26 protein-coding genes are annotated in these 23,866 nt (G+C 42.1%); 23 read left to right on the top strand and 3 right to left on the bottom strand.

Annotated features, from left to right (window positions below; genetic code table 11):
- From QE177_RS12070 to QE177_RS11980, 19 genes are all read left to right on the top strand, one after another.
- Nucleotides 1-597: a hypothetical protein gene (locus QE177_RS12070; protein WP_280549966.1), complete on the top strand. Its 597-nt coding sequence runs from the start codon at nt 1-3 to the stop codon at nt 595-597.
- Nucleotides 597-989, top strand: a complete 393-nt coding sequence (locus QE177_RS12065) for a head decoration protein (protein WP_280549964.1) — start codon at nt 597-599, stop codon at nt 987-989. The genes QE177_RS12070 and QE177_RS12065 overlap by 1 nt, the downstream gene beginning before the upstream one ends.
- A gap of 68 nt (nt 990-1,057) precedes the next feature.
- Entirely contained in the window at nt 1,058-2,107 is a 1,050-nt protein-coding gene (locus tag QE177_RS12060; RefSeq protein WP_280549962.1) for a major capsid protein, read from the top strand.
- 13 nt (nt 2,108-2,120) lie between these two features.
- Nucleotides 2,121-2,513, top strand: coding sequence for a hypothetical protein (locus tag QE177_RS12055; RefSeq protein ID WP_280549960.1), 393 nt, complete (start codon nt 2,121-2,123; stop codon nt 2,511-2,513).
- Nucleotides 2,513-2,839 carry a hypothetical protein gene (locus QE177_RS12050; protein ID WP_280549958.1) on the top strand — a complete coding sequence of 109 codons (327 nt, stop codon included), beginning with the start codon at nt 2,513-2,515 and terminating at the stop codon, nt 2,837-2,839. Before QE177_RS12055 ends, QE177_RS12050 begins: the two co-directional genes overlap by 1 nt.
- Nucleotides 2,839-3,390 (top strand): ATP-binding protein, encoded by a 552-nt coding sequence (locus QE177_RS12045; protein WP_280549957.1) that lies wholly within the window; start codon nt 2,839-2,841, stop codon nt 3,388-3,390. Before QE177_RS12050 ends, QE177_RS12045 begins: the two co-directional genes overlap by 1 nt.
- A 2-nt stretch (nt 3,391-3,392) precedes the next feature.
- Nucleotides 3,393-3,563, top strand: a complete 171-nt coding sequence (locus QE177_RS12040) for a DUF2635 domain-containing protein (RefSeq protein WP_280549955.1) — start codon at nt 3,393-3,395, stop codon at nt 3,561-3,563.
- On the top strand, nt 3,563-5,050 hold the full coding sequence (locus tag QE177_RS12035; RefSeq protein WP_280549953.1) for a phage tail sheath subtilisin-like domain-containing protein: 1,488 nt from the start codon (nt 3,563-3,565) through the stop codon (nt 5,048-5,050). The genes QE177_RS12040 and QE177_RS12035 overlap by 1 nt, the downstream gene beginning before the upstream one ends.
- Before the next feature lie 9 nt (nt 5,051-5,059).
- Entirely contained in the window at nt 5,060-5,428 is a 369-nt protein-coding gene (locus QE177_RS12030; RefSeq protein ID WP_280549950.1) for a phage tail tube protein, read from the top strand.
- Between the two features lie 2 nt (nt 5,429-5,430).
- Nucleotides 5,431-5,724, top strand: coding sequence for a phage tail assembly protein (locus QE177_RS12025; protein WP_280549948.1), 294 nt, complete (start codon nt 5,431-5,433; stop codon nt 5,722-5,724).
- 117 nt (nt 5,725-5,841) lie between these two features.
- Nucleotides 5,842-7,722, top strand: a complete 1,881-nt coding sequence (locus tag QE177_RS12020) for a hypothetical protein (RefSeq protein ID WP_280549946.1) — start codon at nt 5,842-5,844, stop codon at nt 7,720-7,722.
- A 38-nt stretch (nt 7,723-7,760) separates the two neighbouring features.
- A complete protein-coding gene (locus QE177_RS12015) occupies nt 7,761-9,164 on the top strand; it encodes a DNA circularization N-terminal domain-containing protein (RefSeq protein WP_280549944.1) in 1,404 nt (467 codons plus the stop codon).
- Nucleotides 9,161-10,231 carry a phage baseplate assembly protein gene (locus QE177_RS12010; RefSeq protein ID WP_280549943.1) on the top strand — a complete coding sequence of 357 codons (1,071 nt, stop codon included), beginning with the start codon at nt 9,161-9,163 and terminating at the stop codon, nt 10,229-10,231. Before QE177_RS12015 ends, QE177_RS12010 begins: the two co-directional genes overlap by 4 nt.
- 2 nt (nt 10,232-10,233) lie before the next feature.
- On the top strand, nt 10,234-10,818 hold the full coding sequence (locus QE177_RS12005) for a phage baseplate assembly protein (protein WP_280549942.1): 585 nt from the start codon (nt 10,234-10,236) through the stop codon (nt 10,816-10,818).
- Complete coding sequence (locus QE177_RS12000; protein ID WP_280549940.1) at nt 10,819-11,256, top strand: phage GP46 family protein; 438 nt, start codon at nt 10,819-10,821, stop codon at nt 11,254-11,256.
- Nucleotides 11,256-12,395: a baseplate J/gp47 family protein gene (locus tag QE177_RS11995; RefSeq protein WP_280549938.1), complete on the top strand. Its 1,140-nt coding sequence runs from the start codon at nt 11,256-11,258 to the stop codon at nt 12,393-12,395. The genes QE177_RS12000 and QE177_RS11995 overlap by 1 nt, the downstream gene beginning before the upstream one ends.
- The gene (locus QE177_RS11990) at nt 12,392-12,988 is read left to right on the top strand and encodes a putative phage tail protein (protein ID WP_280549936.1); all 597 of its coding nucleotides are present in this window, start codon (nt 12,392-12,394) and stop codon (nt 12,986-12,988) included. The genes QE177_RS11995 and QE177_RS11990 overlap by 4 nt, the downstream gene beginning before the upstream one ends.
- Before the next feature lie 45 nt (nt 12,989-13,033).
- Nucleotides 13,034-13,942: a hypothetical protein gene (locus QE177_RS11985; RefSeq protein ID WP_280549934.1), complete on the top strand. Its 909-nt coding sequence runs from the start codon at nt 13,034-13,036 to the stop codon at nt 13,940-13,942.
- Nucleotides 13,943-14,103: 161 nt separating this feature from the next.
- Nucleotides 14,104-15,525, top strand: coding sequence for a HEPN domain-containing protein (locus QE177_RS11980; protein WP_280549932.1), 1,422 nt, complete (start codon nt 14,104-14,106; stop codon nt 15,523-15,525).
- A 429-nt stretch (nt 15,526-15,954) separates the two neighbouring features.
- On the opposite strand, the gene QE177_RS11975 is transcribed toward QE177_RS11980, so the two are convergent.
- Entirely contained in the window at nt 15,955-16,704 is a 750-nt protein-coding gene (locus QE177_RS11975; protein ID WP_280549930.1) for a DUF2971 domain-containing protein, read from the bottom strand.
- Between the two features lie 341 nt (nt 16,705-17,045).
- Entirely contained in the window at nt 17,046-18,128 is a 1,083-nt protein-coding gene (locus QE177_RS11970; protein ID WP_280549928.1) for a site-specific integrase, read from the bottom strand.
- A 98-nt stretch (nt 18,129-18,226) separates the two neighbouring features.
- On the opposite strand from QE177_RS11970, the gene dusA reads away from it, so the two are divergent.
- On the top strand, nt 18,227-19,261 hold the full coding sequence (gene dusA / locus QE177_RS11965; RefSeq protein ID WP_280549925.1) for a tRNA dihydrouridine(20/20a) synthase DusA: 1,035 nt from the start codon (nt 18,227-18,229) through the stop codon (nt 19,259-19,261).
- Nucleotides 19,262-19,312: 51 nt separating this feature from the next.
- Here dusA and QE177_RS11960 read toward each other — a convergent pair whose 3' ends face one another.
- Nucleotides 19,313-19,633 carry a hypothetical protein gene (locus QE177_RS11960; protein ID WP_280549923.1) on the bottom strand — a complete coding sequence of 107 codons (321 nt, stop codon included), beginning with the start codon at nt 19,631-19,633 and terminating at the stop codon, nt 19,313-19,315.
- Nucleotides 19,634-19,979: 346 nt separating this feature from the next.
- Between QE177_RS11960 and dnaB the strand changes: the two genes are divergently transcribed.
- From dnaB to QE177_RS11945, 3 genes are read left to right on the top strand one after another with little or no spacing between them, the layout of a single operon-like run.
- Nucleotides 19,980-21,389 (top strand): replicative DNA helicase, encoded by a 1,410-nt coding sequence (dnaB, locus tag QE177_RS11955; RefSeq protein ID WP_280549921.1) that lies wholly within the window; start codon nt 19,980-19,982, stop codon nt 21,387-21,389.
- A gap of 31 nt (nt 21,390-21,420) precedes the next feature.
- Nucleotides 21,421-22,506, top strand: a complete 1,086-nt coding sequence (alr, locus tag QE177_RS11950; protein ID WP_280549919.1) for an alanine racemase — start codon at nt 21,421-21,423, stop codon at nt 22,504-22,506.
- Nucleotides 22,507-22,564: 58 nt separating this feature from the next.
- Nucleotides 22,565-23,761, top strand: coding sequence for an amino acid aminotransferase (locus QE177_RS11945; RefSeq protein ID WP_280549917.1), 1,197 nt, complete (start codon nt 22,565-22,567; stop codon nt 23,759-23,761).
- The last annotated feature ends 105 nt before the right edge of the window (nt 23,762-23,866 follow it).

The raw sequence follows: 23,866 nt of genomic DNA, 5'->3' as shown, positions 1-23,866 counted from the left end.
ATGGCAGGAAATAAATTCTCATTTGGTCATCTTTTAGGCCGTAAAGCGAAAGCCACGGAGGATGAAGATGAAAAAGCGCGCAAAGCCAAAAGCCGTCAGGCAGAGGAAGACGAACGCGATGAAGACGCGCAAAGCGATGAAGATCGTGAAGATGCAGAAGAACAGGAAGACGAAAAACAAGGTCGTAAAGGCAAAAAGGCGAAAACAGTAGAAGACGACGACCCTGAGGCAGAAGATGATGAAGGCGATGATCAAGACGCCGAAGATGACGAAGATAATAAAGAGGTGAAAAAGGGGCGTCGGGCAGAACGCACGCGCTGTAGCCGTATTTTCAGTAGTCAATATGCCGCCGGTCGTCCGGATATGGCAGCCCATTTGGCCTTTAATACCAAACTGTCATCCGCTGAGGCGATCAATACGTTGAAAATGATGGATGCGGTACAGCCAACCACTGCGCGCGTAACGCTGGATAGTCGCATGCGTGCGGAAAGACAGGTGCGTATTGCGCCAGATGCCAATCAACCGGTGAGTAATTCAGCCAACGCTATCGCTTGCAGAATGAAAAATTTATATAACACAACAAAAGGTAAAAAATGATGGATGAGATAAGCCAAAATCCCTTTGTACCGGGTGTTCATCACACGTTATTTGTACCCGATCAACTTGTATCCGGCCCATTACAATTAGTCACGGAAACCGCCTTGATTGGTCAATCCGGTTTACTCAAACGTGGGACGGTATTGGGACGAGTGACCGATAAGAATGAATATGTGGTGTGTAAAAAGATGGCGGAAGATGGTAGTCAAATTCCTTGCGCAATTCTTGTTGATGATGTGGATACCACGAAAGAGAGTTTAGCGAGTGGGATTTATTTAATGGGTGAATTCAATCAACATCGTCTTATTATTGATCCAAGTTGGTCATTAGCCGAATTAAAACCCGCCCTGCGTCCCTTTGCTATTTTTCTGCGCGATAGCGTTCAAGCCTAATTATTGTCCTATTTTCCTGGTCGGATGCTGCTATCGGCAGGGAGAGTGACGCCTTATAAAAGAGATTTATGATGACTATTTTTGATACTAATGTGTTGGTTCAGGTGGTCCCTAATTTAATGACCAGCCAGAATTGGTTATTAGATACCTTTTTTCCCAATATTATTGAATCCGATACTGAATTTGTTTCGATTGATGTGGATATCGGTAAACGGCGATTATCGCCTTTTTGTTCGCCCCTGGTAGAAGGAAAGCTGGTGGAATCGAGAAAATTTCAGACCGATGAATTTAAACCGGCTTATATCAAAGATAAGCGAGCCCCCGATTTGCGCAAACCGATCCGGCGGCAAATAGGTGAACGCATAGGCGGTGAATATACTGCCGCCGAGCGTGAAATGCTGAATATTCAGTTTGAAATGACCGATCAGATTGACATGATCAATCGTCGCTTAGAGTGGATGGCGGCCAATGCGTTGGTATCCAGTAAAATAACGGTGGTGGGTGAAGGGTTTCCGACGACCGTGATTGATTTTGGCCGTTCGCCAGATTTAACCATTACGCTAAGTGGGGGTGACAAATGGCCAACGACCGTTGAGGCGGGAAAAACCAATATTAAACCGTCCAGTGATATTGAAAGCTGGCAGAACCTGATTTTAAAACAATCGGGAGCGGTGCCAACAATGATTGTTTTTACCACTAAATCCTGGAGTGCCTTTCGGCTGGATACGTCGATTAAAGACAATGCGATTAACATGCCATTATTAAGTCCCTTTGGTAATCAAATTAATGCCGGTGCACAAACCAGTCAAGGTGCGGTTTACAAAGGACGTTGGGGTAACTTTGATTTATGGCTTTATAACGATTGGTTTATTGATCCGGTTGATGGCATTGAAAAACCAATGATACCCGATGGCTCAGTCATTATGTCGGGTGGCGATTTGATGGGAACACGTGCCTTCGGTGCGATTGTTGATCCGGCTTTCAATTATGGCCCCATGGCCTATGCACCGAAAACCTGGGTACAGGAAGATCCGGCACAGCGGTATTTAATGATGCAGTCGGCGCCATTGGTTATCCCTAGTCGGGTGAATGCCGCTTTGTGTGCGACGGTGGTTTAAGTAGGAGAGAGAGATGGCTAAAAACAGAAAACAGCCAGCAGATACAATTGAAGAACCCGTTGGTTTGCCAGCTGAACTGCAGGTTGATATGGATGTAAAGACGGTAGAACAAAATATTGATCTTGAGGGTACTGATCATTATTCCAACGGCCAAAATGATGAAACGCTGCCGCTGGAACCTGGGGTAATTCAGACGGCTACAGATGTGATGACCGTTGTCGTTTTGCAAGGCAACGCCATTCACCATAATGGCGAACGATACAGTGAAAATCAGTCTTTTTCGCTGACTCATGGTGAAGCTGAACGGCTTATACAATTGGGGGTAGTGATGAAATCAGCCGCTATACAGCAAAAACGGGTCACAAAAAATTCATCTGGCGTGATTAAAATTACGCAGGAGGGATAATGCCGGTTAATTGGGATAAGCACCTGCTTGCTCCTTTGCATCGGATCTTTGCGCAGAAAGTCAATTGGCGGCCGCAAAAGGGGAGATCCTATGATATTGAGGGTATTTTTGACCGCGCTTACGTTCAACAATTTGCCTCGCTTGATGGTGAAAGCGGCATTAACACCACCCATCCAATACTGGGTGTACGTGATGCTATTTTCAAAGCGCCACCCAAAAAAGGCGACCGAGTATTTGTCTACGCCGATAATACGTTGTTTGTGGTCAGAGAGGTGCAACCTGATAGTCATGGTGGTATCCATCTACAACTTAATAAGGTGGCGTGATGAACGCGGCAAAACTTCGTGAGCAGGTGGTAGCGGCACTGATAAAAAAAACCGCAGCACAAGATCGGGTTTATTCACCTATGGACTGGTCTACAACCGATGATGAATACCCTTGCATTATTGTGCAAACGCCCTTTGAGCATAAAAAGTCACTTGGTCGAAACATACCGCAATTTAATACTATAACGACAGTACGGATAACTGGGCGTCTTCAAGCGTTCGATAGTCATGATCTGCATGGTGCAGCTCAAGCTGAACGCCAATTGGAAGTATTAAGGGCGCAAATTGAACAAGCTGTTATCAACAGCTATGAACTCACCTGTGAAATCCAGCAGTTTGCAGAAATCCGTTCGCAGATTGACATTTGTGCCGAGGGAGAAGGCCATATGGCACAATTGCTGATGGATTTGGATATTGAATACTATCAGGGGCCAGAGGAATTTTATCCCATTAATACTGCACCACTTGAAGGCATCGATATTGTGTTTTCCGTTCCAAAAGGCACCCCTGCCCATCAGGTTAATATCGATTTAGAAAAATCTCAGGAGTAATTATGTTTGTTAAACCGGTCTCTGGCCGCAGTGTTCGCTGCCCGGTCAAAGGCGAGCTTTTGCCTGAGTCTGGGCAGGAAGTCCCGGACACTGTTTTTTGGCGTGCACGTCTAAAGGATGGAGATGTGTGCTTAGTGAATAATTCGCTGAAGAAAACAAAGGAGCTAAAATAATGCCAGTGCCTTTTTCACGAATTCCCAATAATTTGTGGGTACCGCTATTTTATATCGAGTTTGATAATTCGATGGCCAACAGTGCCACGACAACCCAACGAACTTTACTTATCGGACAAATGTTAGCTGAGATGCCGGCTACCAATGGGCAACCCGAGCGCATTACCTCTCAGACTCAAGCTGCGGCCTTATTTGGTCGGGGCTCAATGTTACATCTGATGAGTAAAGCCTATTTTGATAATGATGTGGCGGCGGAATTATGGGTACTGCCTTTTGCGGATACTGAAACGCAGACAGCTGCATCCGGTGATATGACTATCACCAGTGCGGCCAATAGCACGGGAGTGATTTCACTTTATATAGCGGGTATTCGTTTGCAACTGGTTGTGATGGCGACAGAGTCAACTGCAGCGATAGCCGCCCGCTTAGCCAAAGCGATTAACAAAAAAAGTGACTTGCCGGTTACGGCCATGTCGGAACAGGATAAAGTGACCTTGACCGCGAAAAATAAAGGCGCGCTCGGAAATGAGATCGATGTGCGATTAAATTATCGCGGACAGGTGGGTGGCGAGATGAATCCACCGGGTATGGAAATCGCCATTGCGCCATTAACCGGTGGAGCAGGTGCGCCTGATTTAATGACCGGATTAACGCAATTAAAAGATCGGGGTTTTGATTTTATTGTCAATCCTTATACAGATATCGACTCATTGGATACCATACAGGCCTTTTTATCAGATAACGGCGGAAGATGGTCATGGGATCAACAACTTTATGGACATAGCTTTAGTACGGCAAAAGGGACTTATGGACAATTAGCCGAACTGGGTGAGAAACGCAATGATCAACATGCGTCCTTACTGGGTATCACGGTATCGCCATCACCCACTTATCAATGGAGCGCGGCCTATGTGGGTGCGATTGCCGGCAGTTTGCGCAACGATCCGGGCAGACCATTACAAACTTTACCCATCAAGGGTGTTTTACCTCCACTCGATGATCAACAACTCACCTTAACTGAACGCAATAACCTGTTGCATAGTGGTATTTCCTCTTTTGTGGTGGCGGATGATAACAGCGTCCAGGTGGAAAATATCATTACCACCTACCAAAAAAATAACTTTGGTGATGAGGATGACAGTTATCTACAGGTAGAAACGCTCTTTTTACTGATGTTTGTGTCACGATTTATGCGAACACAGATAACCAGTAAATTTGCCCGCATGAAACTGGCTAATGATGGCACCCGATTTGCGCCCGGCTCGGCCATTGTTACACCTAAAATTATTCGCGCTGAACTGATTGCCCAATATCGCGGGTTGGAATTTAACGGCTATGTTCAGGATGCGCAGGCATTTGTCGCGGGATTACAGGTTGAGCGCAATCGCCAAAATCCGAACCGGGTTGATGTGTTGTGGACGGGGACACTGATTAATCAATTGCGTATTTTTGCCGTCTTAAATCAATTTCGTTTACAGGCTGGATAAGAGGACATTATGGCAAATACAGCAAATCGACTGGCTGGCACCGCTTACGTGACGGTGAATGGTATTTCTATTATGGTTGCCGGGGATTTTACTTATAGCCCATCACGGGTAACCCGTGAGACCTTAGTCGGCATGGATAGCGTGCATGGTTATAAAGAAAAACCCAATGCGCCCTTTATTTCTTGTCGTGTACGGGATTCTGGTATCACCACTGTCGCCGATTTTAATGACCAGACAAACGTTAACCTGGTGGCTGAACTGGCCAATGGTAAAACGATTATTGGTGAATCGATGTGGACGGTGCGAGCACAAGAAGTGCAGAGTGAAGATGCGGTTTTTGAAGTTCGCTGGGAAGGCGGGTCGGTGACGGAGAATTAATCATGCTGGAGAAAGTAAAAATAATTACCTTGGGGACAGCCATTGAATCGAATGATGGCAAAATTCGTTATGAACAACTGACGCTAAAAGAGCCGGTCTTGATTCAGGTTGAACAGTTTTATGAAGTACAAAACCGCTCAAACAGTTCACTACCCGCAATGCGCTTATTGATAAGTCTAGTCAGTGGCGTGGCGGAAAGCGAAATTAAAAAGATGGCGATCACCGATTTTAATATTTGCCGGGATTATCTGATGGATTTTTTGTCTTTCAGGAGCTCCTCGACTGGCAGCAGTTAGCCGCCGAACTGACCTGGTTTTATCGCTGGGAACCCCAGGCGGCCTGGCAATTAGCCAAAAGCGGGTTGCTTTGGTGGGCAAATCAGGCACAACGGATAACTTCACGGAGAGGACACGATGGCAGGTAATGCATTTGATTTTGAATTAACCGCCGATGATAAGGCCAGTCGTGAAATTGCCAATATCGAGTTGGCATTAAATAAGCTCAGACCGACATTGACTGACGTGCGGGAAAAGTTGCAGCTGGGGAATAATGAAACAGCGTCTAGTCTGGGCATTGTCGGCGATAAAATTCGTGAAATTGCCGAGTTTGCCCGCCATGGTACGCAGCGTATTGGCGACATGATCCCACCTCTTAAAAATGTCGGCGAATTATCAGGAAAATATTTAGGACTGGCAGCAAAAGTGGGTGGGATCGGGATGGTCGGCTATCTAGGTGGGCAATTTGTTTCTCAACTACCGGAAGAGGCGCGAAAAGCAACGGATATTGCCCAGTCGGCAAAAAGTACCGGTATGACGGTGGCGGAAAGTACGCGATTAATGGGAACGTTAATTCAGCGTGGTGTGGATGAAAATGACGCCCGCGGATCGATTGAAGGCTACTATGCTGCGTTAAATTTAGCCATTCGTGGGGGAAATAATGCGCTATTGGCTTCTATCAGAGAAACGGGAGGCGATATTATCAAAGGTAAGGATGGTCAGGTCGATTTAACGGCAACACTGCGTCGACTGGAAGAGACTATCAAAAAAGTACCGGAATATCGTAATGCTGAACTGCAACAAAAAACCGGGCTGGATGATAATTTATTACGCTTATTGCGGGAAGGAAAGTTAAACGAACGCCTCGCGCTGTCCGATAAAACCGGCCTCACCCGGCAGGATGAGACAGTAGAAAAGTTAAACCGGCTGGATACTAAACTCAATGAATTAAGTGCCAGCTGGACAGGGCGAAAAACCCAATTTAAAGATAGCCTGAATCGTTTTTTTGCCGATGAGTCGGTGGTCGATATATTGGGTGGTGTTCAGGATATGCTCACTTATGGGCCTGATAACGCGGCGATAATGAAAACGCTGGGGTTCTCCCGCGGTAATGAAGCGGATATTTTGCGCTGGGCTTATAATACGCCGGAATTTTATCAACGTTTAGGTAATGTTAGTCAGATTGCGGTTGATTTCGGCCTTATGACCGATGAAATTAGCAATGAATATGCCAAATGGCAAAAACAACACCGGCCAGTTAAAAACAATCCTTATTCATTAGCGGATAATGCCACTGTGCCAGACGGATGGATACAGGACAGGGAATATGATCCCCATCGTCGCGGTTTTCGTAACAATAATCCCGGTAATCTGACAGCTGCACCGAACACCACCGGACAGGATTATGGTAATGGCCATGTTTATGCCAAATTTGCCAGCATGCGCGACGGTCTGGCCGCAATGTCGCGCCAACTGCTGCTGGATGCGGATAAAGGCATAACGACCATTGACCAGCTGGTGAGTAAATATGCCCCACGGCGTGCAGGCAACAATACGGCTTCTTATATTCGCCTGGTTTCCCAGCAAACGGGGTTTGAACCGTTGCAATCACTGGATATGCAAGATCCTAATGTACTTGCTAAAGTGATGAACGCCATGATCAAAATGGAAAATGGCCAACAGCCGTTTAGCTATTCGCAGGTGATGGCCGGTATTGACGATGCTATTAATGATCCTCGTTGGGCAGGAGCACGAAATCCAGACAGACTACAGATGCAGCGTGAAAAACAGCAGCAACACAGGTCATCAAGGTTACCCTTATTTGCCCGTGATATACCCACTACTATGAATGGTAGCCAAATCGTTAATGCCATGACGAAAGCGCTGACTGAGGCCCTACAAACATCCGCAAATAAAGCGACGCTTGAAATTACCTTAATTAATGCCGAGAGCGGTCAAAAACAGTTTTTAACCACTGAAACCACTGGTCGTATTACGACCGCAATGCAATATCCCTAACTTTTTTGCATTTTTAATTTATTGGTAAGGAAATTCCTATGGCGTTAATTAAAAGTGCCATCTCATCATTATTAACGGAGCAAAATGCCTGGCAGTGGTCAGAGCATTTACGTCCAGCCTCCTTTAGTGGTGTGCCATTTGGCGTGTTAGCCGGTGAAAGTGTTTTTGGCCGTCGGCAGGCGATCCACGAATACCCCTATCGGGAACAGGCCTGGTTAGAAGATATGGGCAGAAGTACTCGCCGGATAACAATCAAAGGGTTCTTGATCCATGACAGTCGGGTTTATAACGCTCCCGATGTGATGACGCAGCGTAATAATCTGGTGGCCGTTTGTGAAGCGGGTAAAACCGGTAGCTTAATGCATCCCACACTGGGTGATATGACAGTTTGTGTCACCGAAAGTGGGTTGCGTATCCATGAAAGCGTTGAAAATGGCCGGATTTTTGAGTTTGAACTGGTTGTCATTGAATCAGGGTTAAAAGTCTTTGCTATTACAGAAAATGAAAATGCCAATGTAATCCAGCGACAAAACTACCTGGCCATCAGCACAGTCACCGCAGCAAAATTTATAGCTGCCATAAAAGGGGAAATGCGCTCACTGACCCAGGCACTCAAAGTACTAAAGCAGACGGCCAGCTTTTGGGCAAATCAGGTTAACAGTACACTAAATGAAGCCAGTAATATCAGCGACGTATTAAAGAGTACCTTTGGCAGTCAGCAATATGGCCGTTATCAGAAAGGCACGATAGGTGGTCTGGTTTCTGGTGCAACCGGCTATCGTATAGAACGCGATATGATTGATAATGATGCGCAACTTATCAATAAAATACGGCTATCCGCCATTATTGAGCGAGAGAAAATCACCTCGACATCAACGGCATTGAGCCAGACCACGAATATTGAGCAATTGACTTCAACGATTCAGTCCATTTTTAACCTGATCATTAATATGACCGGCAGTGATGATCGTAAGATGCAGATACTCGGCGTGTTGTCGTTTTTTGAAAATCCTCACTATTACCTGGGAGAAAGTGAAAATAGACTGGCAAAATTAACCGATCTGTTGTTGATAGTCCTTGCTGCGTCAGCGATGGCGATAGTATCAGGCAGCGTTATCCCCACCAATAGTCATGAAGCCGCCAGTCAGCAAAAGCAAGCCTGTCAGGTATTGGATAACGCGATGCTCCATGCCGGCGATCTGGCACAGGATGATATTTACCTTTTATTGCTCAATATTCGCCAGCAGGTGGTGGATTATTTTGTGCAAATGGGATCGGAGAGAGGGCGATTAGCGCAGTATCAATTGCCGGATGTTTTTCCCGCGCTAACGGTTGCTAATCGGCTCTATCAGGATGCGCGTCGCAGTGATGAACTGGTGATGGAGGTTTCTCCACAACATCCCGCCTTTATGCCGGCACGATTTAAGGCGCTAACAAAATGAATAATCGAACAGAGAAAAAGGAGGAGGTTTTTCTCAGTATTGGTGGTAAAAAATTATTAGGCTGGGAAAGTGTGCGCATCTCACGTGGTATTGAACGTTTTCCCAGTGATTTTGCTCTTGAGCTAATGGACTATTATCCTGCCACAAATGAAAAACAATGGGTAAAAGCGGGTGATGCCTGTGAAGTCCTGATTGAAAATGACCGAGTGATAACGGGCTATGTTGATAACTGGAATCCGATGATAAACAAAACTCAGCATCGGATACAGGTATCGGGGCGGGGGAAATGTCAGGACTTAGTAGATTGCTCAGCCAACTGGCCAAATAATGTCATTAGTCAGGCGAATGCGCTTCATATCGCGCAACGATTAGCTAAAGGCTATGACATCACGGTCAGCAGCAATATTGATAACCGTCAATTAGAAACCATCCCGCAGTTTACCTTGAACTGGGGAGAATCTTCACAACAAGTACTTGATCGTATCTGTCGCTGGTCAGCACTGCTCTACTACGAGCGAGAGGATGGTAATCTGTTTTTAACCCGCGCCAGTGATGAGATTGCCGCCAGTGGTGTTGCCCAGGGTGTCAATATTGAAGAGGCCGACTATCGTGAATCGATGGCAGCGCGTTATTCCGATTATATTGGTGTGTCGTTGTCGGTTACGCCATTGGCCGGTGGTTACGAGTTTGTGCAAAATGCCCATGCTAACGACCCGGAAGCGGGGAAAATGCGTTATCGCAATTATCTCTCGGTAATTGACAGTAATCTCATCAGTGCCAAAAGAGAGCAGGAGGCCATTGACTGGGAAATGAACCGTCGTTATGGCCGCTCAAAAACGTTAAGAGTGGTGGTTGACAGCTGGCGAGACAGTGCCGGGCGGTTATGGCGGCCAAATACCCTTATCCCTATCCATCTGCCGGTTTTCGGTCTCGATAATCGACAATGGTTATTATCTGAAGTGGTGTTTATGCGCGATTTAAAAGGCACGCGCGCCATTCTCACTATGATGCCGCCAGAAGCCTTTGTGGTTGAGCCTTATGAATTTTATCAAACATTACGGGTATAACGATGTGGCAACTTCTGCGAGAAATTAGAACCCGATTAGCGATGTTGTTGGGGTTTGGTAAGGTAACCCTCAGTCAGGATGGGGGCGATATCCAGACCGTTCAATATCTTAATACGCTGGAGGTGCGTGATGGCACTTACCGTATGACGGAGTTTGGTTTTTCCTCGTCATTACCGGCAGGGAGTGATGTTTTAATCGGTTATTTGGGCGGCCATCGCTCTAATGCGGTGATTTTTGCCAGTAACCATCCTGCCTCGCGTTTTCGCAATTTAACACCCGGTGAAAGCGTATTATATAACCAGTGGGGATTGCATATCTTATTAACGCAGCAGGGGATTGTGGTTGATGCGAAAGGACAGGATGTCACGATCCATCAGGCTAAACAAGCGACCATTGTCGCATCAACCAAAGTCGTGATTGACACACCGTTACTCGAAGTCACTGGTGATATTGTTGATAACGTGGGCAGTAATCAAGCTAGCTTAAGAGCCTTACGGGATAATTACCGCCAACATGTGCATGAGATTGAAGGTGTTCAGACGGGAAAGGATAGCGTCATCAGTAAAACGATAAAGGAGCCGGTTTAGATGTCAGATATTGCAAGCGGGTGGAATGTTAACCAATTGCGCGGCGAGTGGCGGGTTGGCCAGGGTGAATTGTTATCGGGTCATGATTTACAATCGGCCATTATCATCAGTTTATTTACTGACAGGCTGGCGCGTGATGATGACAATATCGATGATAATTTTCGGCGTGGCTGGTGGGGGGATAGTGGCCAGGATTATTTGATTGGCTCTAGACTGTGGCTCATCCAACGAGAAAAATTAACCGTCAACGTCGCCCGACGAGCTGAGGATTATGCTAAAGAGGCGTTGCAGTGGTTAATTGATGATGGTGTGGTCGCATCGCTGGAAATTGGCAGTCAGATTATCTGGCCCGCGAGACTCAATATGATCATTCGTTATCACCAACCCGCTAATAACAGTGAAGATTTACGTTTTTTTTGGGTGTGGGAGACAAAATAATGCCATTTAAACGAAAAACGTTGACGGAACTCAGGGCTCAGAATCAACAGTTTTTACGCTCAGAACTGAATGAACCTGGTGCATTATTGCGATTTTCCAATCTGCGTATTCTGGCCGATATGGATGCGGGCATGGCGCATCTTCACTATGGTTATCTGGATTATATTGCCAAACAGGTGACCCCATTTACCGCCACTGATGAATGGTTAGATGCCTGGGCAGCGTTAAAACGCAAATATCGCAAGCCACCCACCGCAGCAAGTTGTGAAAAAGTCCGCTTTACCGGTATGGCTGACAGCGTCGTACCGCAAGCCACCCGATTGAATCGAGGAGATGGTTACCAATATCAGGTAACTCATGAAGGCAAAATAGACAAAACCGGTCAGGTCATTATGCCCGTTATGGCTATTTTGCCAGATATCAGTGATGCGCCAGAAGGCGGCGGCAAGGCGGGCAATAGTCCTAAAGAGACCAAATTGACGCTGGATATCCCACTTGCTGGGGTTGATGCTGAGGCTATCACGCTGGAGCCAATTAGTGGCGGTGCGGATATTGAAGATGAAGAAACCTTCAGACAACGCATGTTATTAGCCTTTCAAAATCCACCCCAAGGTGGCAGTGATATGGATTATGTCGGCTGGGCCAATGAGGTAGCTGGGGTTACACGTGCCTGGGTAAAACGGCGTTTAGTCGGCGCCGGGACAGTGGGCGTTTATATTATGTGTGATAACAATGAAAACAAGGGTTTTCCGATCGGAAAAGATGGGGTTGCCAGCAAGGAAACTTATACTGTTCATGCGAGCGGGGATCAATTACGTGTAGCTGATCATCTTTATGATCTTCAAACGGTGACCGCGTTGGTGTGGGTATGTTCACCAATAGCCAAAAAAATTGATTTTGCGTTTGCAGGAATAAAAAATATTGCCGCAGAAACGCAACAGCAAATTGAAAAAGCGATTGATAATGTTTTTTTCGATAAAGGTGATCCGCGTGGTGAGGCGAAAATTTATCTGTCTGATTTGCAGTTTGCGATTGCTGACATTCCAGGCACGGGGGGATTTGTGTTAAAAAAACCGCAGAACAACCTTGAATTTAATGTCGGTGAGCTACCGGTGCGAGGCGAGATAACTTATTTATGATCCCCTATAAAATTGACGAATATGTCCATGCCTTACAAGGATTAGCGCCACAGGGACTTGCCTGGAACTGGCGGCGAGGAACGGTAATGCATGCGCTATTGCGGGGTTTAGCGCGGGCTTATTATTCCTCTGATAAAGAAGCGATACGGCTGTTAGTCACCAGTTTTCCCAAAACGGCCACCTCATTTTTGCCCGAGTGGGAGGCGACATTAGGTTTACCGGATAAGTGTACTCTGGGAAAATTTGATACCTTACCGAAACGACAAGCTGTGGCGTTAGCGAAATTGTTGCGCACGGGCGGGCAATCAAAAAATTATTTTATTCAGCTGGCGGCGGAAATGGGATATCACATTTCCATCACTGAATATAGACCCGCCCGGGCGGGATTATCGGCCTGTGGTGATGCGCTTAATGGCGAAGACTGGCCTTTTGTCTGGCGAATCAATGCCGGTAAAACAACTGTATTATATTCCCGTGCCGGTGCCAGTTATTGTGGTGATCCGCTTCGTTCCTGGGGCGATAAACAGCTGGAGTGTCAGTTTAATCAAATCTCGCCTTCCCACACCATTTTACAGGTCGGTTACGACCAATAATATCCCTTATTTTTTTACCTTATCACCTTGCAGTGAGGTTTAGTTATGAAAAAAATTGGTGATGTCACCACCACCGCTGATCAAAATGGTGAGTTTACTAACGGTAATGTTGCGGCGGGCATTGCGCCGACAATATTGGAAGCGGACTGGTTCAATTCAGTACAACGCGAAATTTTAAACGTGTTGCTGAAAGCTAAAATTGAACAAAATCCTCATGTCGACAATCAGTTGATGCAGGCGATTGAGGTGTTGGCTAAGGGTATCGCCAGCATTGACGTTAAACAAGAGACAGGTGACTCAATTACAGCGGTAATGAGTCAAAAAGCGGTCACTAATGAACTTAATAAAAAATTTAATAAAGACAATGTTGTTCAAGTAATCGGCGATAATACTGACAAAGTGATGAGTCAGAAAGCTGTAACGGATGAATTAAAAAAAATAACAACAATCGATGCTATTTATCCCGCTGGGATCGCTATATTTTTTGCTCAAAACAAAAATCCCAATCAACTGTTTCCCGGCACTAAATGGCAATACACCGGTGAAAACAAAACCATTCGTTTAGCCAAAGCCGATGGCAGCGATATCTTAAAAACCGGTGGTGCCGATACGATTAAATTAACCGAAGCTCAATTACCCGCGCATGGGCATGCGTTTTCAGGCACGACCAGCAGTTTTGATTATGGTACGAAAACCACTAGCACAACGGGTGAACATGTTCATAACTATACCAACAAAAGTAAATCTACCAGAACATCTGGTGACGCTTGGAGTGCAGCAGCCGGAGAAAACGTTAATGCCACAACCTCTGCTAGCGGAAATCACGCCCATACCGTTACAATTGGGGCACACAATCATACGGTTTCAGGTACAACAGGGAAAACCGGCGCGGCCAGTGCTATTACCATAACCAATGCTTTTGTTACTTTAATGTGTTGGTATCGGGTGAGTTAAATATGGGATCCCTCCAAGCATATTGGTGGGTTGTTGTTATTCTACTAATAAAAAATGCAAAATATCTTCACTAGTTGTTAATGATGATTATCAAATGACAGTTTTGGTTATGCTACAGTAGATTCATTTATCATGATAGCTAGCAGAAAAGGGATATTGGTATGAATGAAGAGGTAGATTTTTACCTAGATCAAGAGAATAAGTATTATAAAGGGTCAGTTATTATTGATGGCAATAATTACCCTTCTGAGTTATCGATTGTTGATAGTAAAATTGAAGTGAAAATATTTGATTTTAATAAAAATATGACTTTGAATTTTTCTGAATTGTCATCGCTAACCACAATAATATTTTTTAATGGTTTTTATTACTTTCAGCTATTTGGTCGGAAGTTAGAAAGTCGCTCTTCTATGCGGTTAGGAAAAGGTAATTATTTTCATGATCATTCATTTTCAACCAAAGGTTTTCTTTATTCTAGGCTTAACCTGAATGATATAACGTCTTTTCAGGGCTTAGAATTTTATTCAGATAGTATTAAAAATTGGCTTGGTAATACAAGTAGATTGGAAAAAATAATCGTTAATGGGTTTCATAATAATGTATTACCAAAGGATGATGAACGTATTGAATTTGAAAGAAAAATTGATGGAGTTGGGGTTTTTGGTGCTTACTACACATATCAATATGGGGGATTAGATGATGGCATATATACTGTTGGGATGTCAGTTACTCCTAATATTACCTTACACTTTGAATATATATGTAATTTAACTGAGTTGTTCAATAAATACATTGATATGTATATGATGCTAAGTTTTCTTATTGGCGAATTGTTTGAAGTATCAAAAGTGGTAGTGATAGTTGACAATTCTTCTAATTTTAGAAAAAATTATATTAAACTTTTTATTCCACAGAAAAAACGTAAAAAACAAGATCCTTATCAAGGAATATTTATTCCTTATTCATCAATTTACAGGGATGCTTCTGAAAAAAATTTCCCAATGGTTGTCTTCGATAATTATTTTAATGTAGAACATCAAGAAACTAATCAGTTATTGAAGAAATTTATAAATTACACAATGGTAGAAAGTGATGAGGAAAAATTTCTAGGATTCTATAGAATCTTAGAAAGAGCTACTTTTAAACAATCCTATCATGTGGATGAAGTAGATCTTGAAAAATTGTTGGATCGTTCAAAACGTTTTTTTTCTAAAAAATTTCCAAATTCTTCATTTAGTAAATTCAAAAGAGCAATATTAAAAGCTAATGAGAGTAAAAATAATACTGAATCTTGTATTAAACACTACATAGATAGGTTTTCTAAACCATTCATCAACGAGTTGAATCTTAAACAAATAAAAATTGATGATATATGTCAGGCGAGAAACAAAATAATTCACCGACCCTTGCATATTGAGCCGCCTGAAAAAATAAATCAATATATGAAAATAACCAAGGCCTTAACAAGCATAATTTTGATGGAGAAACTTGGTGTTCCTTGCGATGAAATACAAAAAATAGTATTTAATAATGGCTTGGCTCATATTTTTTTAACGCCGAATTCAAATATAACATACTCCTAAAATATTTAACGATACTGAGATGATCAAATTGTGTGTTGAAACTTAATATTTATTTGTTTAATGGGAATCGGCTAAAGATCAGTGTCTAGATTGCTTTCTCATAAACGAACGCTGAATAACAGGGACCAAAAGTTTAATTGAACGCTGGGAAAATAGGTAAGTTGTACATAACTTGTGGCTCTGTCAGCTTTGGTAATTTCCCTTATCTCAGTTTTTAATTAGCTGGATAAGGGAAACAAAGACGCCACTATAAGGAAAAAATGTTATCTTTTTCATTTTATTCTCAAATTAAGTGGTATTAATTTAAACGCTATTTTATTTAATTATAAATTTTAAAGTTGACTTATATGAAGTCCTTGGTGCAATTAACCAATGAAAGAGTAGAAAACCCGTTTATACGGGTTATTTAACTGTATAATTATTAATTTTTTATCCACGAGGTTTTACTAATAAGCTTTTTACTAAAATATAGTTCAGAGGTAGACAGTCGCTAATATTCTTTAAGTCATCTTCCAACTTTTTATCCGCATTAGTTGCAGCTTGATTAGTCAAAACCTCAAAGCGAGTAAATGCGATACGAGATGGTATAATTTTAACTGTTGAATTTCGCTCATTTAAAATATCATGTATTTTGTCTTTGTTTTTTTTAGTACAATTTTGGCCAAAAATTACTTCTTTAAGTATAAAATCATCATTAAATTTTCTAAAATAATGTTTTCCGTCCTTTATACATACATTTTCAAATAGTTTTTGAATAACCCTTACCTCATTTTCATATTTCCAATCTTCGAATTTTATCACTTTAAGTTGATCCATAAAATCGTTTAAAGAATTAGTAGAGGGATTTTTGGGAGGATCTATCAACTTACTTTTATATTCAACTTTTTTACATAAAGTCTTCTTAACCTCAAAACCAAGAACTATTCCTTTATGTTGATTGGCATAGTGTCCCCACATTAGTGGGTTGCGCCAATTCCTACTTAGGCAAATTAGCCCTTCTTTTTCATTAAGTTGCTTCTTCAGGTCTCGGAATTTTTTTCTGGTTTCCTTATTTCCAAGATTGACACCTAGTAATTCGAATGGGTCATTTAGCTCTAAAAAGCGAGATATTCTTATTCTGTTATTTTCTATATTACTTTTTGCATATTCTGCTGATGTAAAATAGTACAAGTTAACCATAAGTAGTTCCTAGTGAGAAAAAGTTATTAAATCGAGTAGATAACTATTTTTAAATCATATTAATTAAAAATAGGAGCAGGCAAAAACAAGTCTACTGACTGATTTTACTTGATGATAAGTTTTCAAAATTGATTTATATGAAGTCTTAGGTACGATCGACTAATGAACGAGCAGGAAACCACGAATAGTTAGCGGTCATTTTACCACAATTTTACCCCAGTTTTACCACTGATAAATTTCAGGCACAAAAAAATCAATCATAACTGATTGGTTTTCTTAGTAAAAACTGGTCGGCATGAGAGGATTTGAACCTCCGACCCCCGACACCCCATGACGGTGACTTATTTCTTTGAGAGGCTTGCAAATTTTTCATGTAATGACTTCGGATAGAGCTCGGTATAAACCTGCCATAAGATATTTAATGAACGGTGTCCTGTCACTTGAGCAACTTCTTCAATACTAAAGCCGGCCTCAAATAGTCGGCTTGCTCCTTCTCTTCTTAAATCATGGTAACGAAGATCTTCAATACCTAACTCATTTCTGACACGTTGAAAGCCTGCGGTTACAGAGCGTGAATTGTAAGGAAAGATGCGCTCGGCTATTCTTGGTTGTTGTTGTAAAATATTCCATGCTTGGCCAAGCAATGGGACAGCCATGTGATTTCCTGATTTTTTACGTGGATCTTTTCTATCACGAACGATAACAGAACGGTTTTCTTCATCAATATCTTCCCACAGAATTTTACAAATTTCTCCGATCCGCATGCAGGTTAATATTGAAAAATCCATTATATCAATAAAAGGTATTTTGCTTTCTCTATGTTCACATCTCTTTTGTAACCCATCTCTTAATTTGTTTAATTCATCTTCAATCGGGCGTCTACTGCGTCGTTTCGATTTTCCTATCAGTCCCATTTGCAACAGTAATGGTCTTGCCTCATGAGCAGGATTTGATGTGTAGTCTATCCCATAGATGGGCTTTGCTGACTTGATAACAGATGCCAAATAGCTGACATCATGACTAACTGTTGAAGGAGAGGCGCCAGTAGCATTTCTGTGTCGACAGTGATCAATAATATGGTTAGTTGATAGCTCATCAAGGGATAATTTTGCTATGTCTGAATCTAAAAGCATATTGAGTACATATCTTTTAGTACGTCCTGCCAGCCCACCAAGATTTTTGTCATTGATGTATTTAAAAATAAGTTCACCAAGAGTTAAAATTTTTATATTATTTGGATCTGGGGCACCATTTTGTTCTAATTCGAGGACTCTTTTTATTCCCCAAGTTTTTGCATGCGCCTGCTTGGTGAAAGTTCTACTTTCATTATAAATTCTGACCCCTTTTTCTTTTATAGATACCATGCAACGATATCTTAATGTTCCATCTGCTTTTGTTCTTTTATCTATAGTATAATAAGCCATTATTTAATAACTCCACCGTGACAGTATATGGGGACACTAAAAATCAGGTGTCCTATGCGGTGTCCTGATAAAGTAAAAATACACCAAAACAGCGAAAAATGCACGATAACACAACTAACCAAAAATTAACGCCAGGCAACGAATTCACGGCCTCAACAGGCTATTCTAACCATCACCGTTTTAGTGTGGCACCGATGCTTGACTGGACAGATCGCCATTGCCGCTATTTCCACCGTTTATTGACTAAAGAAGCGTTACTTTATACCGAAATGGTGACAACGGGCGCGCTTATTTATGGTAAAGGTGATTATCTGGCTTATAGTGAAGAAGAACATCCAGTTGCTTTGCAGCTGGGTGGTAACGAGCCTACGGCCTTGGCCAAATGTGCAAAAATGGCTCAGCAAAATGGTTATGATGAGGTCAATTTAAATATAGGTTGTCCTTCGGATCGTGTTCAAAATGGCCGTTTTGGTGCTTGTTTGATGCGTGAAGGCGGGTTAGTAGCGGATTGTATAAAAGCAATGCAGGATGCTGCGACGATTCCGATAACAGTAAAAACCCGCATTGGTGTTGATGATGATGATAGTTATGCTTTTTTAACCGATTTTATTGATAAAATTGTGACAGATAGTCAATGTCGTTTATTTATCATTCACGCGCGCAAAGCTTGGTTATCAGGTCTAAGTCCGAAACAAAATCGGGAAATACCGCCGTTAGACTATTTACGTGTCTATCAATTAAAAAAAGATTTTCCTCAGTTAACCATTGTGATTAATGGTGGTATTAAAAACATTGATGAGGCTAAACAACATTTACACCACCTTGATGGTGTTATGATAGGACGAGAAGCTTATCAAAATCCGGCATTATTAACGCAGGTTGATGTTGAATTTTTTGACCAAAGTAACCTAGTTATTGATCCGATTGTCGCAGTACAAGCCATGTATCCTTATATCGAACGCGAATTGAAACAGGGAACTTATTTAGGTCATATTACTCGTCATATGTTGGGCATATTTCAAGCTATTCCTGGTGCCCGCCAGTGGCGCCGTCATTTGAGTGAAAATGCCCATAAAAAAGGAGCCGATGTGACTGTGGTTAAGCAGGCACTTGAGTTTATTACTGGTAACTAATTGACTAACCCAGGTCATTTTATTTTTAAGCCAGACCTGGGAAAGCTTTAATTAAAGGGAACTGAAAGCGCGATCAAAATTAGCGAACATATAGAGTATTTGACTAATGAAAGCGGCCTTTATTTTATTTTTTTGTTCGCATTCTATTTCCCCATTTTGGCCAATTTTTTGCAAACTATTTTCCATCATTTGTACAGCCAGATTAATTAATTGCTGAAAATCAGCTAATGCATCATTGTTACCATATTGTTCCAGAAGGGTGTCAAATTTTTGCTTGGCATAATGACAAATAGTTTGAAATTCATCACTAGAAAAGCGATTTTTACTATAAACATGATTAATAAATGTATTGATCTCTGGATAGCTATTCATAACAATAAAACTCCGTTTAATTAAAAAGATTTCCTTATTAAAAAATTAATAAACTATATAATCGTTCGCAAATAAACAATCTGAAAGTACCGTTTGTTAATGGTTATGTTTAACTAATCGATCATTAGCAATGATTGCAATATTTTTCAGAAAGTTCAGATTTATTGCCAATATTTTGCTATGTTTGATTGAGGAACATTGCAACATTTTCAGATTTTCTGTAAAAGATAACAGTGAAGAATCCTTAAGGTTCAATCTCACATTAAATGATCAAATTGTCACGAAATAGCAGTAAATAGCATATACTGATGAGCGACTCTATTGATTAATGGGTAAAGAAAGTGCTATGGCGAAGAAGTATTCCGCAGAAACCGTATTTATTGGTCAGAAAGATCGTCAAATAGAGGGGCTAAAAATGCCTCCTCACTCCTTAGAAGCTGAGCAATCTGTACTTGGTGGATTAATGTTGGATAATGAGCGTTGGGATCATGTCTCAGAACGTGTAACCTACGCAGATTTTTTTAGTCGACCACACCGGACCATTTTTACTGAAATGCAACGCCTGCTTGAGCAGAGTAGACCAATTGATCTAATTACTTTATCTGAATCGCTAGAGCAGCAAGGGGAATTGGATAGTGTCGGTGGCTTTGCTTATTTAGCGGAATTAGCTAAAAATACCCCAAGTGCAGCCAATATTAACGCTTATGCCGATATAGTGCGCGAGCGTGCTGTTGTCCGTGATATGATTGCGGTGGCAAATGAGATCGCCGATGCCGGTTATGATCCTCAAGGTCGAACTAGTGAAGAGTTACTGGATTTAGCTGAATCACGTGTTTTCCAAATTGCAGAAACACGAGCCAATAAAGATGACGGTCCGAAAGGGATTGAAGAGATTCTATCAGAAACGGTGGAAAAAATTGAACAACTCTATCAGAAACCTCATGATGGTGTGACAGGCGTATCTACCGGCTACCAGGATCTGGATAGAAAAACCGCAGGATTACAAAACTCTGATCTGATTATTGTGGCTGCTCGCCCTTCAATGGGTAAAACGACTTTTGCGATGAATTTATGTGAACATGCCGCAATGACGGAAGAAAAACCTGTCTTAATTTTTAGTTTGGAAATGCCGGCTAATCAAATCATGATGCGTATGTTAGCTTCGCTGTCGCGCGTTGATCAGACGCGTATTCGTACTGGCCAACTTGATGACGAAGATTGGGCTCGTATTTCCAGTACTATGGGATTGTTGATGGAAAAGCGTAATATGTACATTGATGACTCTGCCGGATTAACCCCGACTGAAGTTCGTTCACGTGCTCGCCGTGTTTACCGTGAACATGGTGGTTTAAGTTTAATTATGATCGATTATCTCCAACTTATGCGCGTTCCTTCCTTGTCCGATAATCGTACACTTGAGATTGCCGAAATTTCCCGTTCTCTTAAATCATTGGCGAAAGAGTTACAAGTGCCAGTGATTGCATTATCACAACTTAACCGTAGCCTGGAACAACGAGCGGATAAAAAACCGGTCAATTCAGATCTGCGGGAATCTGGCTCCATTGAACAGGATGCGGATTTAATTATGTTTATTTATCGAGATGAGGTTTATAACGATAATTCAGATCTTAAAGGGGTAGCAGAAATTATTATCGGTAAGCAGCGTAATGGCCCAATTGGAACCATACGTCTGACTTTCAATGGACAATGGTCTCGTTTTGATAACTATGCCGGGCCAATCTACCACGACGAATAATCTATCTATTTAATTTAATACGGAGAGTAAAATGAAAGCGGCAACCGCTGTCATTCACCGCCGCGCTCTGCGTCACAATTTACAACGAGTCCGGGAAATTGCGGTTCATAGCCGCATAATTGCTGTCGTTAAAGCCAATGCTTATGGGCATGGTTTATTAGAAACAGCGCACACAGTTAAAGATTTAGCTGATAGTTTTGGGGTTGCTCGTATTAGCGAAGCAATAGCATTACGTGAAAATGGGATTAGTAACCCCATTTTATTATTAGAAGGTTTTTTTGATCTAGCTGAATTACCTATTATCACTAAGCATGGAATTGATATTGTTGTACAGAGTATTGAACAACTTGAAACTTTAGAACAGATTAAATTAGAAAAACCGATAAAAGTTTGGATGAAACTTGATACCGGTATGCACCGTTTGGGGTTTAGACCTGAAGAGGCGGCAATATTTTATGCTCGCTTGATGGCATGCCAAAATATCCAAAAGCCGATTAATATCATGAGTCATTTTAGCCGTGCAGATGAACCAGGGCTACCGGCTGCTACCAATCAGCAATTGGCTTGTTTTAATGCTTTTATAAAAGATAAACCCGGTGAAAAATCGATCGCGGCATCGGCCGGTATTTTATTGTGGCAAGCATCCTATTTTGATTGGGTGCGCCCTGGCATTATGATGTATGGTGCTTCACCACAAGAAGGTAAACAAGGCAAAGATTTTGGTCTTCTACCAGTGATGACACTCAAATCTAATTTAATTGCTATTCGTCAACATAAAGCTGGAGAGCCGGTTGGTTATGGTGGAGTTTGGGTTAGTGAGCAGGATACCAATCTTGGTGTAGTGGCGATTGGTTATGGTGATGGTTATCCGCGTAATGCGCCATCAGGCACACCAGTACTAATAAATGGGCGCAAAGTGCCGATAGTTGGTAGAGTCTCTATGGATATGATCTCAGTAGATTTAGGGATTGGAAGCAGTGATAAGGTCGGCGATGAAGCAATTATATGGGGAGATCTATTGCCTGTTGAAGAAGTAGCGGCATATACTGGCGTCAGTGATTATGAGTTACTGACCAAGCTGACCTCGCGGGTAGCAATGGAATACCTGGACGAATAAATTTGTGGTAGGTGATTTAATAAAAAAATGGCTGCGCTGATAGTGGGGAGAATTTTAAGTGTTTCAGAATGTTGATGCCTTTGCAGGCGATCCTATCCTATCATTGATGGATGAATTTAATAAAGATCCCCGTGAAAATAAAATTAACCTTAGCATTGGTCTTTATTATGACGGCAAAGGGTATACTCCCCAACTTGGAACTGTTGGTAAAGCCAAGACAGAGCTTAATCAAGTACCTGCTATAGCCTCTCTCTATTTGCCGATGGAAGGATTACATAACTATCGGTTAGCGATTCAAAAGCTACTTTTTGGGGCAGATAATCCACTAATAAATGAGCAACGAATTGCAACAGTACAGACTATTGGTGGCTCAGGAGCTTTAAAGCTGGGAGCCGATTTTTTACATCGTTATTTTCCTGATTCAGAGGTATGGTGTAGTGATCCGACATGGGAAAATCATGCTTCTATCTTTATGGGATCTGGTATTAACGTCCATTATTACCCCTATTTTGATGCCAAGACCAAAGGGGTAAAATTTGCTGAAATGCTGGCGACATTCAAACAGCTGCCAGCAAAAAGTATCATCTTAATGCATCCATGTTGTCATAATCCGACTGGCTCGGATTTAACGCCGCAACAGTGGGATCAAATAACCGAAGTGGCAAAAGCGCGCGGTCTTATTCCTTTTCTTGATATGGCTTATCAAGGATTTGCTAAAAGTATGGATGAGGACGTTTATGCTATTCGCACTATGGCTCAGGCTGGATTACCAGTATTTGTCAGTAATTCATTTTCCAAAATTTTTGGTTTATATGGTGATCGGGTTGGCGGTCTATCCATTGTTTGTCAAAATCAACAAGAGTGTGAACGGGTATTTGGCCAACTAAAGGCGGGTGTACGTCGTCTCTATTCGAGCCCACCTTCAAATGGTGCTAAAATTGTTGAACATGTGCTAACCAATGATACATTACGCACTGAATGGTTAAGTGAGGTAGAATCGATGCGCCAGCGCATCTTTGCCATGCGTACAATGCTAGTTAGCAATTTGAAAAATGTGTTACCTGAGAAAAATTTTGATCACCTACTTAAGCAGCATGGGATGTTTAGTTACACCGGCTTTAGCCCAGAACAGGTTGCGCGTTTACGTGAAGAGTTCGCGATATATTTAGTTAGCACAGGGCGTATTTGCATGGCGGGTGTTAATCAAGATAATGTTCAGCGTATTGCTCAGGCTTTTGCCGCAGTGAATCGTTAACTGAGTTTAATTACCATCAATGATTTTATTAAAGCCAGTGATGATTTAATCACTGGCTTTTATTTATTAAACATAAAATTATAGAAATCATATTTAATTCTAGGA

The sequence above is a fragment of the Arsenophonus sp. aPb genome (genome assembly GCF_029873475.1).
Taxonomy (GTDB): Bacteria; Pseudomonadota; Gammaproteobacteria; order Enterobacterales; family Enterobacteriaceae; genus Arsenophonus.
The sequence above is the reverse complement of the archived record's forward strand: the minus strand, read 5'-3'. Positions and strand labels throughout refer to the sequence as shown.

Bases quoted from the DNA above. Each gene is read 5' to 3' on its own strand.
- QE177_RS11975 (WP_280549930.1), bottom strand. From the start codon at position 16,704: ATGGTTAACTTGTACTATTTTACATCAGCAGAATATGCAAAAAGTAAT.
- QE177_RS11980 (WP_280549932.1), top strand. From the start codon at position 14,104: ATGAATGAAGAGGTAGATTTTTACCTAGATCAAGAGAATAAGTATTAT.
- QE177_RS12045 (WP_280549957.1), top strand. From the start codon at position 2,839: ATGAACGCGGCAAAACTTCGTGAGCAGGTGGTAGCGGCACTGATAAAA.
- QE177_RS12050 (WP_280549958.1), top strand. From the start codon at position 2,513: ATGCCGGTTAATTGGGATAAGCACCTGCTTGCTCCTTTGCATCGGATC.
- dusA (WP_280549925.1), top strand. From the start codon at position 18,227: ATGCACGATAACACAACTAACCAAAAATTAACGCCAGGCAACGAATTC.
- QE177_RS12070 (WP_280549966.1), top strand. From the start codon at position 1: ATGGCAGGAAATAAATTCTCATTTGGTCATCTTTTAGGCCGTAAAGCG.
- QE177_RS12060 (WP_280549962.1), top strand. From the start codon at position 1,058: ATGATGACTATTTTTGATACTAATGTGTTGGTTCAGGTGGTCCCTAAT.
- QE177_RS12055 (WP_280549960.1), top strand. From the start codon at position 2,121: ATGGCTAAAAACAGAAAACAGCCAGCAGATACAATTGAAGAACCCGTT.
- QE177_RS11995 (WP_280549938.1), top strand. From the start codon at position 11,256: ATGCCATTTAAACGAAAAACGTTGACGGAACTCAGGGCTCAGAATCAA.
- QE177_RS12065 (WP_280549964.1), top strand. From the start codon at position 597: ATGGATGAGATAAGCCAAAATCCCTTTGTACCGGGTGTTCATCACACG.
- dnaB (WP_280549921.1), top strand. From the start codon at position 19,980: ATGGCGAAGAAGTATTCCGCAGAAACCGTATTTATTGGTCAGAAAGAT.
- QE177_RS11990 (WP_280549936.1), top strand. From the start codon at position 12,392: ATGATCCCCTATAAAATTGACGAATATGTCCATGCCTTACAAGGATTA.
- QE177_RS11960 (WP_280549923.1), bottom strand. From the start codon at position 19,633: ATGAATAGCTATCCAGAGATCAATACATTTATTAATCATGTTTATAGT.
- QE177_RS12030 (WP_280549950.1), top strand. From the start codon at position 5,060: ATGGCAAATACAGCAAATCGACTGGCTGGCACCGCTTACGTGACGGTG.
- QE177_RS12010 (WP_280549943.1), top strand. From the start codon at position 9,161: ATGAATAATCGAACAGAGAAAAAGGAGGAGGTTTTTCTCAGTATTGGT.
- QE177_RS12015 (WP_280549944.1), top strand. From the start codon at position 7,761: ATGGCGTTAATTAAAAGTGCCATCTCATCATTATTAACGGAGCAAAAT.
- QE177_RS12005 (WP_280549942.1), top strand. From the start codon at position 10,234: ATGTGGCAACTTCTGCGAGAAATTAGAACCCGATTAGCGATGTTGTTG.
- QE177_RS12000 (WP_280549940.1), top strand. From the start codon at position 10,819: ATGTCAGATATTGCAAGCGGGTGGAATGTTAACCAATTGCGCGGCGAG.
- QE177_RS12025 (WP_280549948.1), top strand. From the start codon at position 5,431: ATGCTGGAGAAAGTAAAAATAATTACCTTGGGGACAGCCATTGAATCG.
- QE177_RS12020 (WP_280549946.1), top strand. From the start codon at position 5,842: ATGGCAGGTAATGCATTTGATTTTGAATTAACCGCCGATGATAAGGCC.
- alr (WP_280549919.1), top strand. From the start codon at position 21,421: ATGAAAGCGGCAACCGCTGTCATTCACCGCCGCGCTCTGCGTCACAAT.
- QE177_RS12040 (WP_280549955.1), top strand. From the start codon at position 3,393: ATGTTTGTTAAACCGGTCTCTGGCCGCAGTGTTCGCTGCCCGGTCAAA.
- QE177_RS11970 (WP_280549928.1), bottom strand. From the start codon at position 18,128: ATGGCTTATTATACTATAGATAAAAGAACAAAAGCAGATGGAACATTA.
- QE177_RS12035 (WP_280549953.1), top strand. From the start codon at position 3,563: ATGCCAGTGCCTTTTTCACGAATTCCCAATAATTTGTGGGTACCGCTA.
- QE177_RS11985 (WP_280549934.1), top strand. From the start codon at position 13,034: ATGAAAAAAATTGGTGATGTCACCACCACCGCTGATCAAAATGGTGAG.